Origin of the sequence: Citrobacter sp. MGH103 (assembly GCF_001034475.2) — a bacterium.
Lineage (GTDB): Bacteria > Pseudomonadota > Gammaproteobacteria > Enterobacterales > Enterobacteriaceae > Citrobacter > Citrobacter freundii.
In genome coordinates this window covers 2,068,289-2,085,979 of the sequence record NZ_CP073043.1, presented here as the reverse complement: position 1 = coordinate 2,085,979, position 17,691 = coordinate 2,068,289, and the positions used below count along the sequence as shown (strand labels likewise).

At 53.3% G+C, this 17,691-nt stretch carries 14 protein-coding genes; 3 read left to right on the top strand and 11 right to left on the bottom strand.

From position 1 onward, the window contains the following. The first annotated feature begins 45 nt into the window (after nucleotides 1–45). Both argS and mrdA read left to right on the top strand, forming a co-directional pair. Entirely contained in the window at nucleotides 46–1,779 is a 1,734-nt protein-coding gene (argS, locus tag SK33_RS09965) for an arginine--tRNA ligase (protein WP_048217987.1), read from the top strand. A gap of 227 nt (nucleotides 1,780–2,006) precedes the next feature. Next, nucleotides 2,007–3,944: a penicillin-binding protein 2 gene (gene mrdA, locus SK33_RS09960; protein WP_048217989.1), complete on the top strand. Its 1,938-nt coding sequence runs from the start codon at nucleotides 2,007–2,009 to the stop codon at nucleotides 3,942–3,944. Here mrdA and bglB read toward each other — a convergent pair. The 10 genes from bglB to tar form a co-directional block, all read right to left on the bottom strand. Continuing rightward, nucleotides 3,916–5,055 carry a beta-galactosidase BglB gene (gene bglB, locus SK33_RS09955; protein WP_048217990.1) on the bottom strand — a complete coding sequence of 380 codons (1,140 nt, stop codon included), beginning with the start codon at nucleotides 5,053–5,055 and terminating at the stop codon, nucleotides 3,916–3,918. The genes mrdA and bglB overlap by 29 nt on opposite strands. Before the next feature lie 308 nt (nucleotides 5,056–5,363). Next, nucleotides 5,364–5,756, bottom strand: a complete 393-nt coding sequence (gene flhE, locus SK33_RS09950) for a flagellar protein FlhE (RefSeq protein ID WP_003034667.1) — start codon at nucleotides 5,754–5,756, stop codon at nucleotides 5,364–5,366. Further along, nucleotides 5,756–7,834, bottom strand: coding sequence for a flagellar biosynthesis protein FlhA (flhA, locus tag SK33_RS09945; protein WP_003034666.1), 2,079 nt, complete (start codon nucleotides 7,832–7,834; stop codon nucleotides 5,756–5,758). The genes flhE and flhA overlap by 1 nt, the downstream gene beginning before the upstream one ends. After that, nucleotides 7,827–8,978, bottom strand: coding sequence for a flagellar biosynthesis protein FlhB (gene flhB / locus SK33_RS09940; protein ID WP_048217991.1), 1,152 nt, complete (start codon nucleotides 8,976–8,978; stop codon nucleotides 7,827–7,829). Before flhB ends, flhA begins: the two co-directional genes overlap by 8 nt. 158 nt (nucleotides 8,979–9,136) lie before the next feature. Next, the gene (gene cheZ, locus SK33_RS09935; RefSeq protein WP_003034659.1) at nucleotides 9,137–9,781 is read right to left on the bottom strand and encodes a protein phosphatase CheZ; all 645 of its coding nucleotides are present in this window, start codon (nucleotides 9,779–9,781) and stop codon (nucleotides 9,137–9,139) included. A gap of 10 nt (nucleotides 9,782–9,791) precedes the next feature. Then, complete coding sequence (gene cheY / locus SK33_RS09930) at nucleotides 9,792–10,181, bottom strand: chemotaxis response regulator CheY (protein WP_003034656.1); 390 nt, start codon at nucleotides 10,179–10,181, stop codon at nucleotides 9,792–9,794. Nucleotides 10,182–10,198: 17 nt separating this feature from the next. Next, the gene (locus SK33_RS09925; protein ID WP_048217993.1) at nucleotides 10,199–11,248 is read right to left on the bottom strand and encodes a protein-glutamate methylesterase/protein-glutamine glutaminase; all 1,050 of its coding nucleotides are present in this window, start codon (nucleotides 11,246–11,248) and stop codon (nucleotides 10,199–10,201) included. Then, on the bottom strand, nucleotides 11,245–12,117 hold the full coding sequence (cheR, locus tag SK33_RS09920) for a protein-glutamate O-methyltransferase CheR (RefSeq protein ID WP_003034649.1): 873 nt from the start codon (nucleotides 12,115–12,117) through the stop codon (nucleotides 11,245–11,247). The genes SK33_RS09925 and cheR overlap by 4 nt, the downstream gene beginning before the upstream one ends. A gap of 19 nt (nucleotides 12,118–12,136) precedes the next feature. Next, entirely contained in the window at nucleotides 12,137–13,738 is a 1,602-nt protein-coding gene (gene tap, locus SK33_RS09915; RefSeq protein ID WP_048217994.1) for a methyl-accepting chemotaxis protein IV, read from the bottom strand. Nucleotides 13,739–13,781: 43 nt separating this feature from the next. Then, complete coding sequence (tar, locus tag SK33_RS09910; protein WP_032936849.1) at nucleotides 13,782–15,437, bottom strand: methyl-accepting chemotaxis protein II; 1,656 nt, start codon at nucleotides 15,435–15,437, stop codon at nucleotides 13,782–13,784. Nucleotides 15,438–15,843: 406 nt separating this feature from the next. Here tar and SK33_RS09905 point away from each other — a divergent pair, with 406 nt between their 5' ends. Continuing rightward, entirely contained in the window at nucleotides 15,844–17,103 is a 1,260-nt protein-coding gene (locus SK33_RS09905) for a dicarboxylate/amino acid:cation symporter (protein WP_048217995.1), read from the top strand. A gap of 76 nt (nucleotides 17,104–17,179) precedes the next feature. Here the strand turns inward: SK33_RS09905 and cheW are convergent, their stop codons facing one another. Then, on the bottom strand, nucleotides 17,180–17,683 hold the full coding sequence (cheW, locus tag SK33_RS09900; RefSeq protein ID WP_003034638.1) for a chemotaxis protein CheW: 504 nt from the start codon (nucleotides 17,681–17,683) through the stop codon (nucleotides 17,180–17,182). Between the last annotated feature and the right edge of the window lie 8 nt (nucleotides 17,684–17,691).

Sequence of the window (17,691 nt, the reverse complement as noted above, 5' to 3'; positions counted from 1 at the left end):
TGGTGCGGTGAATTTTAGACCGCTTCATAAATGTAAGGTATTCCGGTGAATATTCAGGCTCTTCTCTCAGAAAAAGTCAGTCAGGCCATGATTGCTGCAGGCGCGCCTGCAGATTGCGAACCACAGGTTCGTCAGTCAGCAAAAGTACAGTTCGGCGACTATCAAGCTAACGGCATGATGGCTGTCGCTAAAAAACTGGGTATGGCGCCGCGACAACTGGCTGAGCAGGTGCTGACTCATCTGGATCTCAACGGGATTGCCAGCAAAGTTGAAATTGCAGGCCCGGGCTTTATCAACATTTTTCTCGCCCCGGCATTTCTGGCGCAGCACGTTCAGCAGGCGCTGGCTTCCGATCGTCTGGGCGTCACCCAACCGACTAAACAAACCGTCGTGGTTGACTACTCCGCGCCTAACGTAGCGAAAGAGATGCACGTTGGTCACCTGCGTTCCACCATCATCGGTGACGCGGCGGTGCGTACGCTGGAATTCCTTGGTCACAAGGTTATCCGCGCCAACCACGTCGGTGACTGGGGTACTCAGTTCGGTATGCTCATCGCATGGCTGGAAAAACAGCAGCAGGAAAATGCCGGAGAGATGGCGCTGGCTGACCTGGAAGGTTTCTACCGTGACGCGAAAAAACATTACGACGAAGATGAAGCCTTCGCGGAACGCGCCCGTAGTTATGTCGTGAAGCTGCAAGGCGGCGACGAATACTTCCGCGAGATGTGGCGTAAACTGGTCGACATTACCATGTCGCAGAACCAGTTAACCTACGATCGCCTCAACGTTACCCTGACCCGTGACGACGTCATGGGCGAGAGCCTGTACAACCCGATGCTGCCTGGCATCGTGGCCGATCTCAAAGCCAAAGGCCTGGCTGTTGAAAGCGAAGGCGCTACCGTCGTATTCCTTGATGAGTATAAAAACAAGGAAGGCGAACCGATGGGCGTTATCATTCAGAAGAAAGATGGCGGCTATCTCTACACCACAACCGACATCGCCTGTGCCAAGTATCGTTACGAAACCCTGCATGCCGATCGCGTACTGTATTACATCGACTCTCGTCAGCATCAGCACTTAATGCAGGCCTGGACCATCGTGCGTAAAGCTGGTTATGTGCCGGATTCGGTGCCGCTGGAACACCACATGTTCGGTATGATGCTGGGCAAAGACGGTAAACCGTTCAAAACCCGCGCTGGCGGCACGGTTAAACTGGCCGATCTGCTGGATGAAGCGCTGGAGCGCGCACGTCGTCTGGTCGCGGAGAAGAACCCGGACATGCCTGCCGATGAGCTGGAAAAGCTGGCAAATGCGGTCGGTATCGGTGCAGTGAAATACGCGGATCTGTCCAAAAACCGTACCACCGACTACATCTTCGACTGGGACAACATGCTGGCGTTCGAAGGCAATACCGCGCCGTACATGCAGTATGCTTACACCCGCGTACTGTCCGTATTCCGTAAAGCGGATATCGACGAAAGCGCGCTGGCAAATGCGCAGGTGATTATCAACGAAGATCGCGAGGCTCAGCTGGCTGCGCGTCTGCTGCAGTTTGAAGAAACGCTGACCGTCGTTGCGCGTGAAGGTACACCGCACGTGATGTGTGCTTACCTGTACGACGTTGCCGGTCTGTTCTCTGGCTTCTACGAGCACTGCCCTATCCTCAGCGCTGAAAACGAAGAGATTCGTAACAGCCGGCTGAAACTGGCACAGCTGACGGCGAAAACCCTGAAGCTGGGTCTGGATACACTGGGTATCGAAACCGTAGAACGTATGTAATTACCTCAAGTAATGTGAAAGCCCGCGCTATGTCGCGGGCTTTTTTATTTTCCCTGACCCGTTCTCATGGCAGCGCAATCAGGCCTACGAGAAGCGGCGACGTTCACTGTAATTTGTAACAGCCCACAAGGAATGACACATTTCCCTAGAGATATGGAACATTTTTTGCCTGTCATCCCGTTTAAGCCTCCGTATCATTAGGCGGCGAATTAATCGGGTACGGGTCAATGACATTCAGAGATTTTGAGGCGGAAGAAAAACTCTTTCAGCGGCGTGTGTTGGTGGCCTTTGGCCTGGTGGTCATCTGTTTTGGCATCCTGATTTACAATCTGTATAACTTACAAATCTGTCAGCACCAGTATTACACCACCCGGTCGAATGCAAACGACATCAAAATGCTACCCGTCGCCCCCACACGTGGCATGATTTACGATCGCAACGGCATCCCGCTGGTGCGCAACGTCACCTGGTACGATATTTCCGTTACGCCTTATAAAATCAGCGATATGAATGCGTTGATCCAGCAGCTCACGCCCATCGTTGACCTCACTCCTGATGATATTGATCAGTTTCGCCATGAGCTAAAAGCCAGCAGCCGCTATCGTCCGGTCGTGCTAAAAAATGCGCTTACCGATGTGGAAATCGCCCGTTTCTCGGTAAATCAGTTTCATTTTAGCGGCGTAAACATCAATAGCTACGAAGACCGCCAGTATCCCTATGGCGCGGCGCTGGCACATGTCCTTGGCTATGTTTCAAAAATCAATGACAACGACCTGAAAGCTCTGGATCAAAAGGGTCAGGCTGAGAACTACGCCGCCGATCACAATATCGGTAAGCAAGGTATTGAGCGCTATTACGAAAATGAACTGCATGGAAAGACCGGTTATCAGGAGGTGGAAGTAGATAACCACGGACGCATCGTACGCCTGCTCAAAGATGTGCCGCCCGTTGCCGGAAAAAATATCCATCTGACGCTGGATTTACATTTACAGCAATATATTGAGAGCTTGTTGGCTGGCCAGCGTGCCGCCGTTTTGGTTGAAGATCCACACGACGGTTCTGTACTGGCGATGGTCTCAAACCCCAGCTATGACCCTAATCCGTTTGTCAAAGGCATTAGCTATCAGGACTATAACAAGCTACTCCAGGATAAAGACCTGCCATTAATCAACCGCGTCACACAGGGATTGTACCCCCCCGCTTCAACGGTCAAACCGTATATGGCGATGTCAGCATTACTAAACGGTGTGATCACGCCGCAGACCAGTTTCTTCGGTGCTCCTAACTGGACGCTACCCGGCACCGAGCGACATTACCGTGACTGGAAAAAAACGGGCCACGGTATGTTGGATGTCACCAAAGCGATAGAAGAGTCTGCCGATACGTTCTTCTATCAGGTGGCGTATATGATGGGGATCGACCGGATTAACAGCATGCTCAGCCAGTTTGGTTACGGTAAACCGACCGGTATCGATCTTGATGAGGAGTATAACGGTCTGCTCCCGAGCCGCGAATGGAAGCAAAAAGTGCATAAAAAAGCCTGGTATCAGGGGGATACTATCTCAGTTGGCATCGGCCAGGGCTACTGGATTGCCACTCCTATCCAGATGGTAAAAGCCATGGTCGCACTGATTAACAACGGCAAGGTTATCGTCCCTCACCTGCTACTCGATGAAGAAAATGGCAAAACCCTCACGCCGTATCAGGCTCCAGAAGCACCGTCACAAATCGCCTCAGCCTCGTCACCCTACTGGGGACTGGTGCGTCAGGCGATGTTCGGCATGGCGAATGAACCAAATGGTACAGGTTATAAGTTCTTTCACACCGCACCTTACGGCATTGCGGCGAAAAGCGGCACCTCGCAGGTCTTTAGCCTGAAAGAAAATCAGACCTACAATGCGAAGATGATCCCTGTCCGCTTGCGCGACCACGTGTTCTATACCGCATTTGCGCCCTATAAGAACCCGAAGGTCGCGGTGGCGTTAATTCTGGAAAACGGCGGCAGCGATGGTGTCACCGCCGCGCCGGTTATGCGTCAAATCATGGATCATCTCTTTGCCCCGCAGGACAACACGGTACACACAGTGACGACTCAACCATCAGGTCCGATAGCGGTAGCGCCATCGAATACCGATATCAAAAATACTTACGCAAGTATTCGGTAAGACACAGCATCGCCATCGCTTGTCCGTAAGGCATAGAAGTCCGAGGGATGTTGCGGTAGAAATCGAGATTGTGTCCCATCCCGGTGCCAAACGAGGTGTGCAGCAGTTCACCTTCCGGTGAAATATGCTGCACAATGCCACGAATGGCTTTTTCGGCCACCAGCGTATACTCTTGCCCAACATAGCGTTTACGTACAGCTTTGAGGATCCCATAAGCAAATCCGGCAGTTGCCGATGCTTCCAGATACGACTGCGGGTCGTCCAGCAAGGTATGCCACAACCCACTTTCATCCTGGCATTTCGCCAGCGCCGCGATTTGTGCGTTCAGGACCTGTACCAGATAGCGGTGAACGGCATTGTTTTCTGGTAAATCAAGTAATTCGAGGAAGTCCGGGATCACAATAGTTAACCAACTGTTGCCACGCGCCCAGCGGGCATTGGCAAAGTTATGATTTCCTTCATAGCTCCAGCCGTGGAACCACAGCCCCGTGTCTTTATCCATCAGGTTTTGCACGTGCAGCAGGAACTGATACGTTGCCTCTTCGATGTAGTCAGGGCGATTGAGTAACTTGCCAATCTTCGCCAGCGGTAAAACCGTCATCATCAGCGTGTCATCCCACATCTGCTGGTGGTTTTCTTCCGCCAGCGTAATGTGTTGCATACCGCCGAACTCGGTACGCGGCATCTCATGCATTGCCCACTCAGCCCAGCAGTCGAGCCACGGTAGATACGCTGGATTACGCGTCTCTTCATAGCGATACGCCAACGTTAAAAATGGCGCCATGGTGTTAACGTTTTTGGTGGTTGCACCTTCAGCAAAGCGATCGGCAAACCAGCTATCGATGATATCGCGTATCGTTTCATCGCCGGTTTGCAGATAGTACTGATACATCCCGTACAAGCCGACGCCGTGCGTCCACTCCCATCCCGCCCAGCCTTTGGTATCAATTACGCGTCCATCGTCCAGACGCAGCAAGAACTCACCAGTTTCGTCATGAATATTGACCAGGTTATGCGTCACCTTTTTGATCAGCGTTTTTAATTCATCCCTGGCAATAAAATGTTCTGGCTGGCGCAACAACGGGCTATGTTTAACCGGGTAAACAATCATTTACTTAACCTCTGTCAATGTCGGATTCAATGCTGTGACCTGCCCCTGTTGCGGCGCAGCAGCTGTATTTGGGAGGCCCCGCAATCCTCGCTTTGACAATGGGCATCCTTATAGGGGCACAGTAAAAGCAAACAGGAAGCGAAACCTTTCTATTTCTGCCAGAAGGATTCGTGAAATGGCAACAATACAAAGAGTCCGGCAACGTACGCCACCTATTTTATAAAACTGCGTTTCTATTTAATTGAATGAGAGGCTGGAATGTTGAAACAACCAGCAGTTTCAACTGCTGGTCTGAATGACGGAGGGTGTTAACGGTAGTTCACAATCACCTGATTGCTCTGAATGCGTAACGCGGGGATCAGGCGACCACCGCCGGGGACTTCCCAGACAAAATGCATCGGTTCAATGGCCGGAACATTATTGAACCCGTTGGTGGTCCCACTTTGCCCGTCCAGCTCGACACAGCGGGACTGAGAACATAAACGCACTCGCAGACCTGCGGGCGTGGGGCCATTCAGCTCATAGCGCCAGGCTACCAGCGTCATTAAGCCTGAGACCGGCTGGCCAGGAACCAAAGGCGCAGACGAGGCTGACTGGCCACGGTGATTTAAGGTGATCCCCATACCGCTTGCCTGCCAGGCCCCTTCTCCGGCGGCCTGCGCCACCAGAGGAAAAAACAACAACCACAGTAACTTGCGCATTATTTACCTCCAATGGTCGCCGTCATGCGGATATGGCGGTTATCGGAAAGCTCCATGTTCGATAACACCACCAACTGCGGGATGCTGCGACGTAAAAACCGCGCCAGCAGCGGACGCAACGCGTGATTAACCAGCAAGACCGGCGGCGCGCCCAACATTTCCTGCCGGGACAGCGCTTCCTGTGTTTGGGCCAGCAGGCGGTCTGCAAGCCCAGGCTCCAGGCCTCCCCCCCCCTGCAGCGCTTGCAGCAGCAAACGCTCGAGCGGAGTATCAAGACCGATAACCTGAACCTCTTCATTCCCCGGGAACCACTGCTGAGTGATGGCGCGTCCCAACGCAACACGGACGACCGCGGTAAGCTCATGCGGATCGTTTTGCAGCGGCGCATGTTCCGCTAGCGTTTCAAGAATGGTGCGCATATCACGAATCGGTACTTTCTCGTCCAGTAAGTTCTGCAGCACTTTATGCAGCGTGGTGAGCGTCACAACGCCCGGCACCAGATCTTCCGTCAGCTTTGGCATTTCCTGCGACACTCGATCCAGTAACTGCTGCGCTTCCTGACGGCCAAACAGCTCAGCGGCGAACTGGCCAATCAGGTGATTTAGATGCGTAGCAACAACAGTACTGGCTTCAACCACCGTAAAGCCCTGAATCTGCGCCTGTTCCTTCAATGCGCTTTCAATCCAGATAGCGTCCAGTCCGAAAGCCGGATCGACCGTTTTCTCGCCCGGCAGCGACCCGGCAGCAGTACCCGGGTTAATGGCCAGCCAGCGTCCCGGATAGGCGTCACCGCTGCCAATTTCTACCCCTTTCATCAAAATTCGATAGCGGGCCGGCTGCAGATCCATATTGTCACGGATGTGTACCACCGGCGGCAGGAAGCCCATATCCTGAGCAAATTTCTTACGAATACTGCGAATTCGCCCCAGTAACTCGCCATCCTGCTGAAAGTCCACCATTGGGATCAGGCGATAACCTACCTCCATTCCCAGCGAATCTTCCAACTGCACGTCGTTCCACGTGGCTTCCACCACGGAGTTGTTTTCCGGCATTTTCACCGGCTGCGGTTCATCTGGCGCTTTTTGCTCACGACCGCGCATCCACCAGGCCAGGCCCAGCAATGCGGCAGTAAACATCAGAAACACCAGGTTCGGCATGCCCGGAACCAGGCCCAAAAGTCCAAGTACCGCCGCACTGAGCAACATGACACTAGGATTGCTGAACAGTTGGGTCACCATCTGTTCGCCTACGTCCTGGTCGGTACTCACGCGGGTCACGATAACGCCCGCCGCGGTAGAGATAACCAGCGCAGGAATTTGTGCCACCAGCCCGTCACCGATGGTCAGCAGGGTATAACTTTCCGCAGCGCTGCCCATGCTCATACCATGCTGCAACACCCCAACTAACAGACCGCCGACTACGTTGATCACCATGATCAAAATACCGGCAATGGCGTCTCCACGGACGAATTTACTCGCACCGTCCATTGAGCCGTAAAAATCCGCTTCCTGGGTCACTTCCGAGCGTCGTTTTTTAGCTTCATCTTCGCCAATCAGACCGGCATTCAAATCCGCATCAATCGCCATCTGCTTGCCGGGCATACCATCCAGCACGAAGCGCGCGCCAACCTCGGCGATACGCCCTGCACCTTTGGTGATTACCATAAAGTTAATGATGACGAGAATGACGAAGACCACGATACCGATCGCAAAGTTACCGCCCACCAGGAAGTGACCAAAAGCTTCAACCACCTTCCCCGCCGCCGCCGCGCCGGTGTGTCCTTCCATCAAAATGATACGGGTCGACGCGACGTTCAGCGCCAGGCGTAATAATGTGGTAAACAGCAAAATCGTCGGGAATGCGGCAAATTCCAGCGTACGCTGGGTGAACATCGCCACCAGCAGTACCATGATCGACAGCGCAATGTTAAATGTGAACAGCAAATCGAGGACGAAAGCCGGCAGCGGCAGCACCATCATCGACAGGATCAGCAGGATGAGGATCGGTCCGGCAAGGATTTGCCATTGCGTGGATTTCAGGTTGCTGGGCAGACGCAGCATCGCGACCAGATTAGCCATCAGTATTCTTCTCGTTCATGAAATCCAGTGCTTCAGGCACCGGAAGGTTTTCAGGTTGTGGTGGACGTTTGCCGCCAGCCAGACGCCAGCGTTTTAGCTGCCATACCCATGCCAGCACTTCGGCAACGGCGGCATATAATTGACCCGGTATTTGCTGACCAATTTCAGCATGGCGATAGAGCGCACGCGCCAGTGGTGGCGCTTCTAACGTAGGGACACGGTGCTCTGCGCCAATTTCACGAATGCGCAGCGCAACCAGCCCGGCCCCCTTAGCGACAACTTTCGGCGCACTCATTTTGTTCTCGTCATACTTCAACGCCACTGAGTAGTGCGTAGGGTTAGTGACAATAACGTCTGCTTTTGGTACATCCGCCATCATGCGACGCTGAGCGGCCGCGCGCTGCATTTGACGAATTTTGCCCTTAACGTGCGGGTCACCTTCGCTTTGCTTAAATTCGTCACGGATATCCTGGCGCGACATGCGCAGCTTTTTCAGATGGCTGTAAATCTGGAAAAAAACGTCGAATCCCACCATCGGAATGACACCAAGCACCACCAACAACGCGCACATGCCGACTAAATCCAGGGCGTTGCCCATCGCCGTAATCGGAGATTCCGCCATCAGCCGCATCATCTCTGGCCACTTGTGCCAGAGATAAAACCCGGCCACGCTGCCCACTAACGTCGACTTCAGTATCGCTTTGAGCAGTTCTGCGCCGGTTTGCGCGGAAAACATGCGCTTAATGCCCGGCAACGGATTCAGCTTAGAGAATTTGGGTTGCAGGGATTTACCGCTGAAAATCAAGCCGCCAAGCATCACCGGGGAGATTAATGCCACCAGAACGACGCCGGTAATCAACGGCAACAGCGCAATCATCGCGTCTTTAATCAGCAGGATGATTTGGCTGAGGATCAGGTTTGGATCGTTGACCATACTGTGGTCAAAACGTAATCCGGCCGACAGCATATCGGCCAGCCTGCGGGCAAGCGACTCCCCGCCAATCCAGATAATGCACACGCCCACCAGCAAAATAAGTAGTGAGGTTAGCTCTTTGGATCGGGGGATCTGCCCTTCTTCCCGCGCTTTTTCAAGTCGGTGGGGTGTGGGGGCTTCTGTTTTGTCGTCGTCGCTTTCTTCTGCCACGCATCAGACCCTGGATAGAGATATAGGCGAGAATGATGCCAGAACAGCTATCCAGCAATGGGAAGAGTAAGCGGTAAAAAAGACGGGATTTATGGCTTTAAGCAGTATTGCGCGTAAGCCGGATGAGAGGCCCACGCCTCACATCCGGCAAATACTCATCAGAACCCGAGGCTATCCAGCAGGTCGTCAACCTGATCCTGGCTTGCCACTACGCCAGCTTTCGAGGCGTCAACCTGCGGGCCGTTCAGCAAGCTTTCGTTTTCACGTTTTGGACGAGCGCCCTGTTCCGGAATGTTTTCCAACAGAACCATCAGCAGCTGACGTTCAATTTCCTGGATAACATCCATCATGCGCTTGATGACCTGTCCGGTGAGATCCTGGAAATCCTGCGCCATCATGATGTCCAGCAACTGGGCATTGGTAAAGCTGGTATGTCCGGGCACATCACCAAGGAACTGACGGGTATCGGTGACCAGTTCACGAGCGTCTGACAGCTCGATCGGATTTTCGAACCATTCATCCCAGCGTTTGGTCAGGTCTTTGGCCCCTTTTTCCATCGCGTCCTGGTGCGGCTGCGAAGCTTCGACGCTGTTCAGCGCGCGCTCTGCCGCCTGAGCGGTCATCTGTACAACGTAATCGAGACGATCGCGGGCATCGGGAATTGCTTCTGCCGCTTCGGCAATGGCCTGATCCAGCCCCAGTTCACGCAGGCTGTCGCGCAGCATTCGGGTCAAACTGCCGATGCGCGCGATGATGTCCCCTGCAGAGTGTTCGTCAGCAGGTTTAATTTGTGGTTGCATCATCATCACACCCTCACATGCCCAGTTTCTCAAAGATTTTATTCAGTTTTTCTTCCAGCGTCGCCGCCGTGAACGGTTTCACGACATAGCCACTGGCGCCTGCCTGTGCCGCCGCAATGATGTTCTCTTTTTTCGCTTCCGCCGTGACCATCAGCACCGGCAGAGAAGCCATCCCACCATCTGCACGGATGGTTTTCAGCAGTTCCAGTCCATCCATGTTCGGCATGTTCCAGTCAGAAATAACAAAACCGAATCCCCCTGCCTGCAGCTTGTTCAGCGCATCCACGCCATCTTCAGCCTCTTCAACATTGTTGAATCCCAGCTCTTTAAGCAGGTTACGCACGATGCGACGCATGGTGGAAAAGTCATCCACAACCAAAAACTTAAGCTCTTTATCCGCCATAAAAATAAACTCCTGATTCAAATACGTATTGCCTGTCCGGCACTAATTTTCACCAGCATTTGCTGGCTCACCTGGCTAAGATCGACCACTTCGCTTACGCCACCCATATTGATGGCCTCGCGCGGCATGCCGAACACCACACAACTTGCTTCGTTTTGCGCAATGGTCCAGGCACCCGCCTGGTTCATCGCTAACATTCCGGCTGCGCCATCGTTGCCCATACCGGTCAGGATCACCCCAACGGCATTACGCCCCGCATGTTTCGCCACCGAATGAAACAGCACATCCACTGAGGGCCGGTGCCGGTTAACCGGCGGACCGTCATGAATTTTGATTTGATAGTTCGCGCCGCTGCGCGCCAGCTCCATATGCTTGTCGCCAGGCGCGATATACGCATGCCCAGGGAGAACGCGCTCTCCGTCCTCTGCCTCTTTCACGGAAATCTGACACAGTTTGTTCAGACGTTCGGCGAACGAACGGGTAAATCCTGGCGGCATATGCTGGGTAATAAGAATACCGGGACTTGAAAGCGGCAATGGCTGGAGTACATGGCGAATTGCCTCTGTTCCTCCGGTTGAGGCGCCGATGACCAGCAGTTTTTCTGAACTGAGTAATGGCCCCGTTTTCAAGGTCGTCGGTGCCGCCAAGGGTTTGTGGGCGGCCAGTTTTGCCCGCGATGCGGTGCGGATTTTCTCCGCAATCATCTCGCTATACGCCAGCATGCCTTCGCGGATCCCCAACTGAGGCTTGGTGACAAAGTCAATCGCCCCCAGTTCCAGGGCCCGCAGCGTGACCTCAGAACCTTTACCGGTCAGTGAAGAAACCATAACCACCGGCATCGGACGCAGGCGCATCAACTTCTCAAGGAAATCGAGGCCATCCATGCGCGGCATTTCCACGTCCAGCGTCAGGACGTCGGGATTGTATTTTTTGATTAAATCCCGGGCGACCAACGGATCCGGCGCCGTCGCCACCATTTCCATATCACTGTGGCTGTTAATAATTTCGGTCATGATTTGACGCATCAATGCAGAATCATCTACCGACAACACCCTGATTTTACTCATGCTTTATCCTTACCTGGCGCATGCGCATACACGGTCTGTCCACGCAGGCTAAACTCGCGCACAAGGTTGCTAAAGTTTTCTGAATGACCTGCAAACAGCAGTCCGTCAGGTTTAAGAAGTGGAACAAAACGGTGCAAAATGTCCTGCTGCGTCGTTTTATCGAAATAGATCATCACGTTACGGCAAAATATGGCATCAAAAGGGCCTGGCACGTTGTACTGCTTATCCAGTAAATTGACGCTGGAAAATTCAACATGACCTGCCAGTTCCTGCCGAACGCGTACCAACCCTTCATGCGGCCCGGTGCCGCGCATGAAATAACGCTGCAACTGCTGGGGTGACAGCGTCTTTAGCTCATCGAGGCGGTAAATGCCGTTTCTGGCCTTTTCCAGCACTTCGGTATCAATGTCGCTGGCAAAAACACGCCAGCGGCCCGGTGCCATACCTAAGGTATCGGCAAGCGTAATCGCAATGCTGTAGGGTTCTTCTCCGGTTGATGCCGCCGCGCTCCAGACGCGGTATTCACCGCTGCGCCGACGAGCATGATCTGACAGCACCGGAAAATGATGCCCTTCGCGAAAAAATGCGGTCAGGTTGGTAGTCAGGGAGTTAATAAAAGCCTGCCACTCAGCACTGTTCTGGTTAGCTTCCAGCATGCTGAGATAGCGACCAAAGTCATCCAGCCCCAGGGTACGCAAACGGCGGACCAGGCGGTTATAAACCATATCCCGCTTGTGGTCGGCCAGTACGATCCCCGCACGCTGGTAGATTAATTGACATATCCGACGAAAATGCGCGTCAGACAGCGCGAGGCGCTGTGTCATCTGTAACAATAATGACGTTTGCCCGGTGGGCAGAGATGATGTCATAGCGCCTTCTCAATCACATTCAGGATACAACGGGCACAACCTGCGGCTGCGCCAACTCTTGTTTTGCTACGGTTTGCTCTTCAAGCTTGAAAAATGCGACACAGGCGGAAAGATTATCGGCCTGTGTGGCGAGTTGTCCGGTGGCGGATGCGGCTTCTTCCACCAGCCCGGCGTTTTGCTGCGTCACTGAGTCCATCTGGCTGACGGCCTGCGCCACCTGCTCAATGCCTCTGCGCTGTTCATCGGATGCCGAGGCAATCTCGCCCATGATGTCGTTAACCCGGGTCACCGAACTGACAATTTCTGTCATCGTACGCGACGCCATATCCACCAGTTGCGAGCCCTGATGCACCCGGGTGACTGACTCCTCAATGAGCCCCTTAATTTCTTTCGCCGCCTGCGCGCTACGGCTTGCCAGATTACGCACTTCACCAGCGACGACGGCAAAACCACGCCCTTGCTCCCCTGCCCTGGCGGCCTCGACCGCGGCATTCAACGCCAGGATATTGGTCTGGAAGGCAATGCTGTCAATCACGCCGATGATGTCGCCGATTTTCTGCGAGCTGGCAGAAATCTCATGCATGGTGCTGGCAACCCGGGACGTCTGCTCGCCACCTTTATGCGCTGTGTCTGCCGCACTTTTGGCGATCCCTGACGCCTGGCGCGCGTTATCAGCGTTCTGGCCGACAGTGGCGGTAAGTTGTTCCATGCTGGCTGCCGTTTGTGCCAGCGCGGCCGCCTGCTGTTCGGTTCGCGAAGATAAATCGTTATTGCCCATCGCGATTTCTGAAATACCGCTATGCATGGCTGAGCTGCCCTGACGAACGTCACTTACCGTTTCGCGTAACGCCTTTTGCATCTTCTGCAGGCTGGCAAAAATGGCCGAGATCTCATTGCGCCCATAAACCGCTACTGGCCGTGCCAGATTCCCCGCGGCAATACTGTCGAAATGGCTGCCAATAATCGCCAGCGGCTGAACAATCATCTTGCGTGACCAGAACAGCGCACCGCTGGTGAGCAGTGCCGCCAGGACCACCATGGTGGCGAAAATCACCCCCGACATATGATAATTGCGCTGACTCTGCTCTCCTGCCGTTTGCAACACGCGGTCGATGTTGCTCTGCCACGCATTCACATTCGCATCAAAAGCATCTTGAGCCGCCTGCACCGGCGCGGTCAGAAAATCTGACAACTGATTGTTTTCAAGCCAGGTGACCTGATGCGCGAGATCGCTGTGCCACTGGTTGAAACTTTTCTCCGTCGCGCTAAACAGCGCCTTGCCTTGTTCCGTCGAATCCGACGTCGCCATAAAGCGTTTAAACATCAATTCAGACTGCGCCAGGCTGTCGCGCGCGAGGGTCATCAGCGTTTTGATGTCCTCTGGCGGATAGCTCAGGGCGGTCAGCGTCCCCGCCTTATTAAGGGCCGTACTGGCCTGTAATAACACAGCGCGGGTTTGGGCCAGCGCAGCGCGTTGCTGATTACTCTGTTCGACCTGATTCAGGTTCTGAAAACCGTCCCGAAATGCCCAGAAGGACAAGCCATTACTGCCAATCTGCAAAACACCGCAGAGGATTAAAATCAAAAACAGCGTGGTCGAAATTCGAATACGATTAAACATCAACGCTCCCATCATGCGGCACTGGCCGCGGTTTAACTGTCAGTCAAAATGTTTCCCAATTCGTATCTTGTTCAATGCTCTGGCGCGGATAGGATGCGCTCGGCGCTGCAGGTAATCGTGTATCGCGTGGTTTTGTCGAGGCCGGACGTGACGCAAGACGGAAAGTCGATACCGACTGCGTCAGGCGACTGGCCTGTTCTTCAAGAGCGGCCGCTGCGGCAGCCGACTCCTGTACCAAAGAGGCGTTCTGCTGCGTAACGCGATCCATTTCAGAGACCGCGAGCGCAACCTGATCAATCCCCCGGCTTTGCTCGTCGGAGGCCGAGGCAATCTCACCCATGATATCGGTCACCCGCGTCACGGCATTGACGATGTCGTTCATCGTTTCCCCAGCGCTTTCTACCAGCACAGAACCGGTATCAACCCGGGAAACGGAATCTTCAATCAATGCTTTAATCTCTTTCGCCGCCTGCGCACTGCGGCTTGCCAGATTACGCACTTCGCCCGCCACCACGGCAAAGCCGCGGCCTTGCTCACCGGCGCGTGCAGCTTCAACCGCCGCGTTCAATGCGAGAATGTTGGTCTGGAAGGCAATGCCATCGATGACGCTAATAATGTCGGCAATTTTCTTCGAGCTATCGGCAATTTCGTGCATGGTGTTCACCACGCTATCAACCACTTTGCCGCCATGCTGCGCGGTGTCCGAGGCGCTTTTCGCCAGTTGCGAGGCCTGACGCGCGTTGTCCGCGTTTTGCTTCACGGTTGCGGTCAGCTGTTCCATGCTGGCTGCGGTTTCCTCCAGCGCTGACGCCTGCTGTTCCGTACGAGATGAGAGATCCGTGTTTCCGCTGGCAATTTCGCTGGTACCAGAATAAATCGCATCAGAGCCTTCACGCACCAGAGTGACGGTTTCCGTCAGCGAGCGCTGCATATGATCAACCGTACTGGCCAGCTCGCCGATTTCGTTACGACCACTAACGGCGAGAGTTGCGGTCAGGTTACCGCTGGCGATTTCCCGAATATGGGCAATAACACGGGACAGAGGATTAAGCAGGGTATGACGGATGCCGTACCAGACCACCACCAGAATCAGCACCAGCACTACGGCCAGCACGCCAAGCTGCCATTGGGCGAAATGGTAATCCCGCGCGCTTTGATCAAATGCCTGAACGTAAAGCTTTTCGCTAACGCTGGCGTACTTGCCCAGCGCCTCGCCGAGCGCGTTTTGCATTCCCTGCGTAGGCTGCGCAAAGTAGGCGTCCATATTGCCGCTTTCCAGAAACTGAACCAGTTCTGCCAAGGCCGCATGGTACTGTTGATATTTTTCCTCAATGTTGCCGCTGGCTTCTGCCATTTCCGGCAACGGTGTGATGTTTTTAAATTTTGCGTAATGCGTTTCAGCCTGCGCCAGCGATGCTTTCGCATTCTTCAGCAGATCGTTTTTGGCGCTGCTTTGCTGGTTAGACGCATCCATCATCATGCGCGCAGAAGAACGGCTTAAATTGATTCGTGTTTGCAGCATCAGATCCCATGTTGAGGTGAGTTCACTTTGCTGCTGTCGAAGATCGTTAGAAATAACAAAACTTTGCTGATTCTGCTGCAATGAAGAAAACAACAGACCACCGGAAACAAGCTGTAGCAGTGCGAAAACCCCCAGCACCATCATCAGCATTGTGACAACGCGGATACGGTTAAACATAAGGCACCTTCCTGAAAACGAGTTACCAACGTTATCGGCAGTGGCAGAGATAACTTTACGTTTGCAAAAAGGAAATCCTGAAGGGATGTGAAGCCTGGCGAGGGGAAGGTAAAACTGGTGTGCAGCAACCACAAATTATTCACATAAAAACACCATAATTATCATGCAAATAACATTCATACTCATCAGTGAGCACGGCCAGATTGGCTGAAATACACTTTTTTGTGTGATTTGGATCACACATACGCATCGTAAATACCACAACAAAATGGATAAAAAATTAAAAAAAGTTGTATCCGTTTACGCTTTAATCCAATTTATATGATGAATACTTCGTTACCACTTAATAAGTATAAAAAATGAGTAACCGATCAATAAATGTTAAATCCTTACTGAGGGCTTTTTAGTGGCAAATGCAAACAAACTCACGTTGTTTATCGTGATCTTCATGCTGGCGGGGATCCTGTCGGGTGCGGTGATCCACTCTTATGCCTCCCCCGGCGTTGTGACCGCCTGGGCCGATAATATTACGCTTCTCACCGACATCTTTTTACGTCTGATTAAGATGGTGATTGCGCCTTTAGTATTCAGCACCCTGACCGTTGGTATTATGCGCCTGGGGGAAACGTCCACCATCGGTCGCGTGGGCGGCAAAGCGATGATCTGGTTTATCAGCTCTTCTGTATTGTCTATTCTGGTCGGTCTGTTTGTGGTTTCCCTTGAGCAACCCGGGAGCGGGTTAAACCTTACGATCCCGCTGGAAGCCACCGACACCGGTCTGGCCGTAGGCGGCATGAGCCTGAAAGGTTTTCTGACACATACCATTCCAACCAGCATAGCCGAGGCCATGGCTAACAATGAGATCCTGCAAATCGTGGTGTTCTCAATGTTCTTCGGTATTGGTGGAGCATCGCTCGGAGAGAAATTTAACGCTCCGCTGGTTGCCGCGCTGGATGTGGTTTCCCACATTATGCTGAAGGTGACCGGCTACGTGATGTACGTCGCGCCGCTGGCAATTTTTGCCGCCATCTCTTCCGTAATCTCTACCCAGGGTCTGGGGATCCTGCTTAACTATGCATCGTTTATCGGCGGCTACTATGTGGCGATTTTGCTGACCTGCCTGGTTCTGTTGGCGGTGGGTTATGTCATGCTGAAAAAAGAGGTATTTCGCCTGGTGAGCATGCTGAAAGACCCGGTTCTGGTCGCATTCACCACCAGCAGCTCTGAGGCCGCTTATCCGAAAACGCTGGAGCAATTAACTAAATTTGGCTGCTCACCCAACATCGTGTCATTCGTGCTGCCTATCGGTTATTCGTTCAACCTGGTCGGTTCCATGGTCTATTGTTCATTTGCCTCCATGTTTATCGCGCAGGCCTATAATATTCACCTCTCTTTCGCAGAAATCACCGTCCTGATGCTGACGCTGATGCTGGCGTCCAAAGGAATTGCAGGTGTGCCACGTTCAGCACTGGTGGTGCTGGCGGCAACCATCCCGAGCTTCAATATTCCGGTTGCCGGAATTCTGCTACTGATGGGTATTGACCACTTCCTGGATATGGGACGTTCAGCAATCAACGTATTAGGTAACGGGATTGCAACGGCGATGCTGGCGCAGGATGAAGGTTTACTGGAAGAAGAACCTGAGCTGGTTGAGCGGGAAGCGTAAGAAGGAAATCGGCCGGATGCGCTACGCTAATCCGGCCTACAACAGTAATCATTGTAGGCCGGATGAGTTATGGCGATTATGCGACGTGGGAAGCGGCAATATCCAGCAGCGCCATTTCTTCGCTGTTCAGCAGCTTCTCAATGTTGACCAGAATCAGCATCCGGTCACCCAGCGCACCCAATCCCGTCAAATATTCCGTCGACAGCGTGACCGCAAACTCCGGTGCCGGACGGATTTGATCCGTTGTCAGCGACAACACATCCGAAACGCCATCCACCACAATCCCAACCACCCGCTGACCCAGGTTCAGCACAATCACCACGGTGTTTTCGTTGTAATCCACATCGCTCTGGCTAAATTTCACGCGCAGGTCGACGATAGGCACAATCACACCACGCAGGTTCGTGACGCCTTTGATAAACGCAGGCGTGTTAGCGATGCGCGTCACCTGATCATAACCACGGATTTCCTGCACTTTCAGGATATCGATACCGTACTCTTCATCCCCCAGCGTAAACACGAGGAATTCCTGACCTGACGGTTCGCCGGCCAGTTTAGTTACATTACTCATACCGGTCATATTCTTCC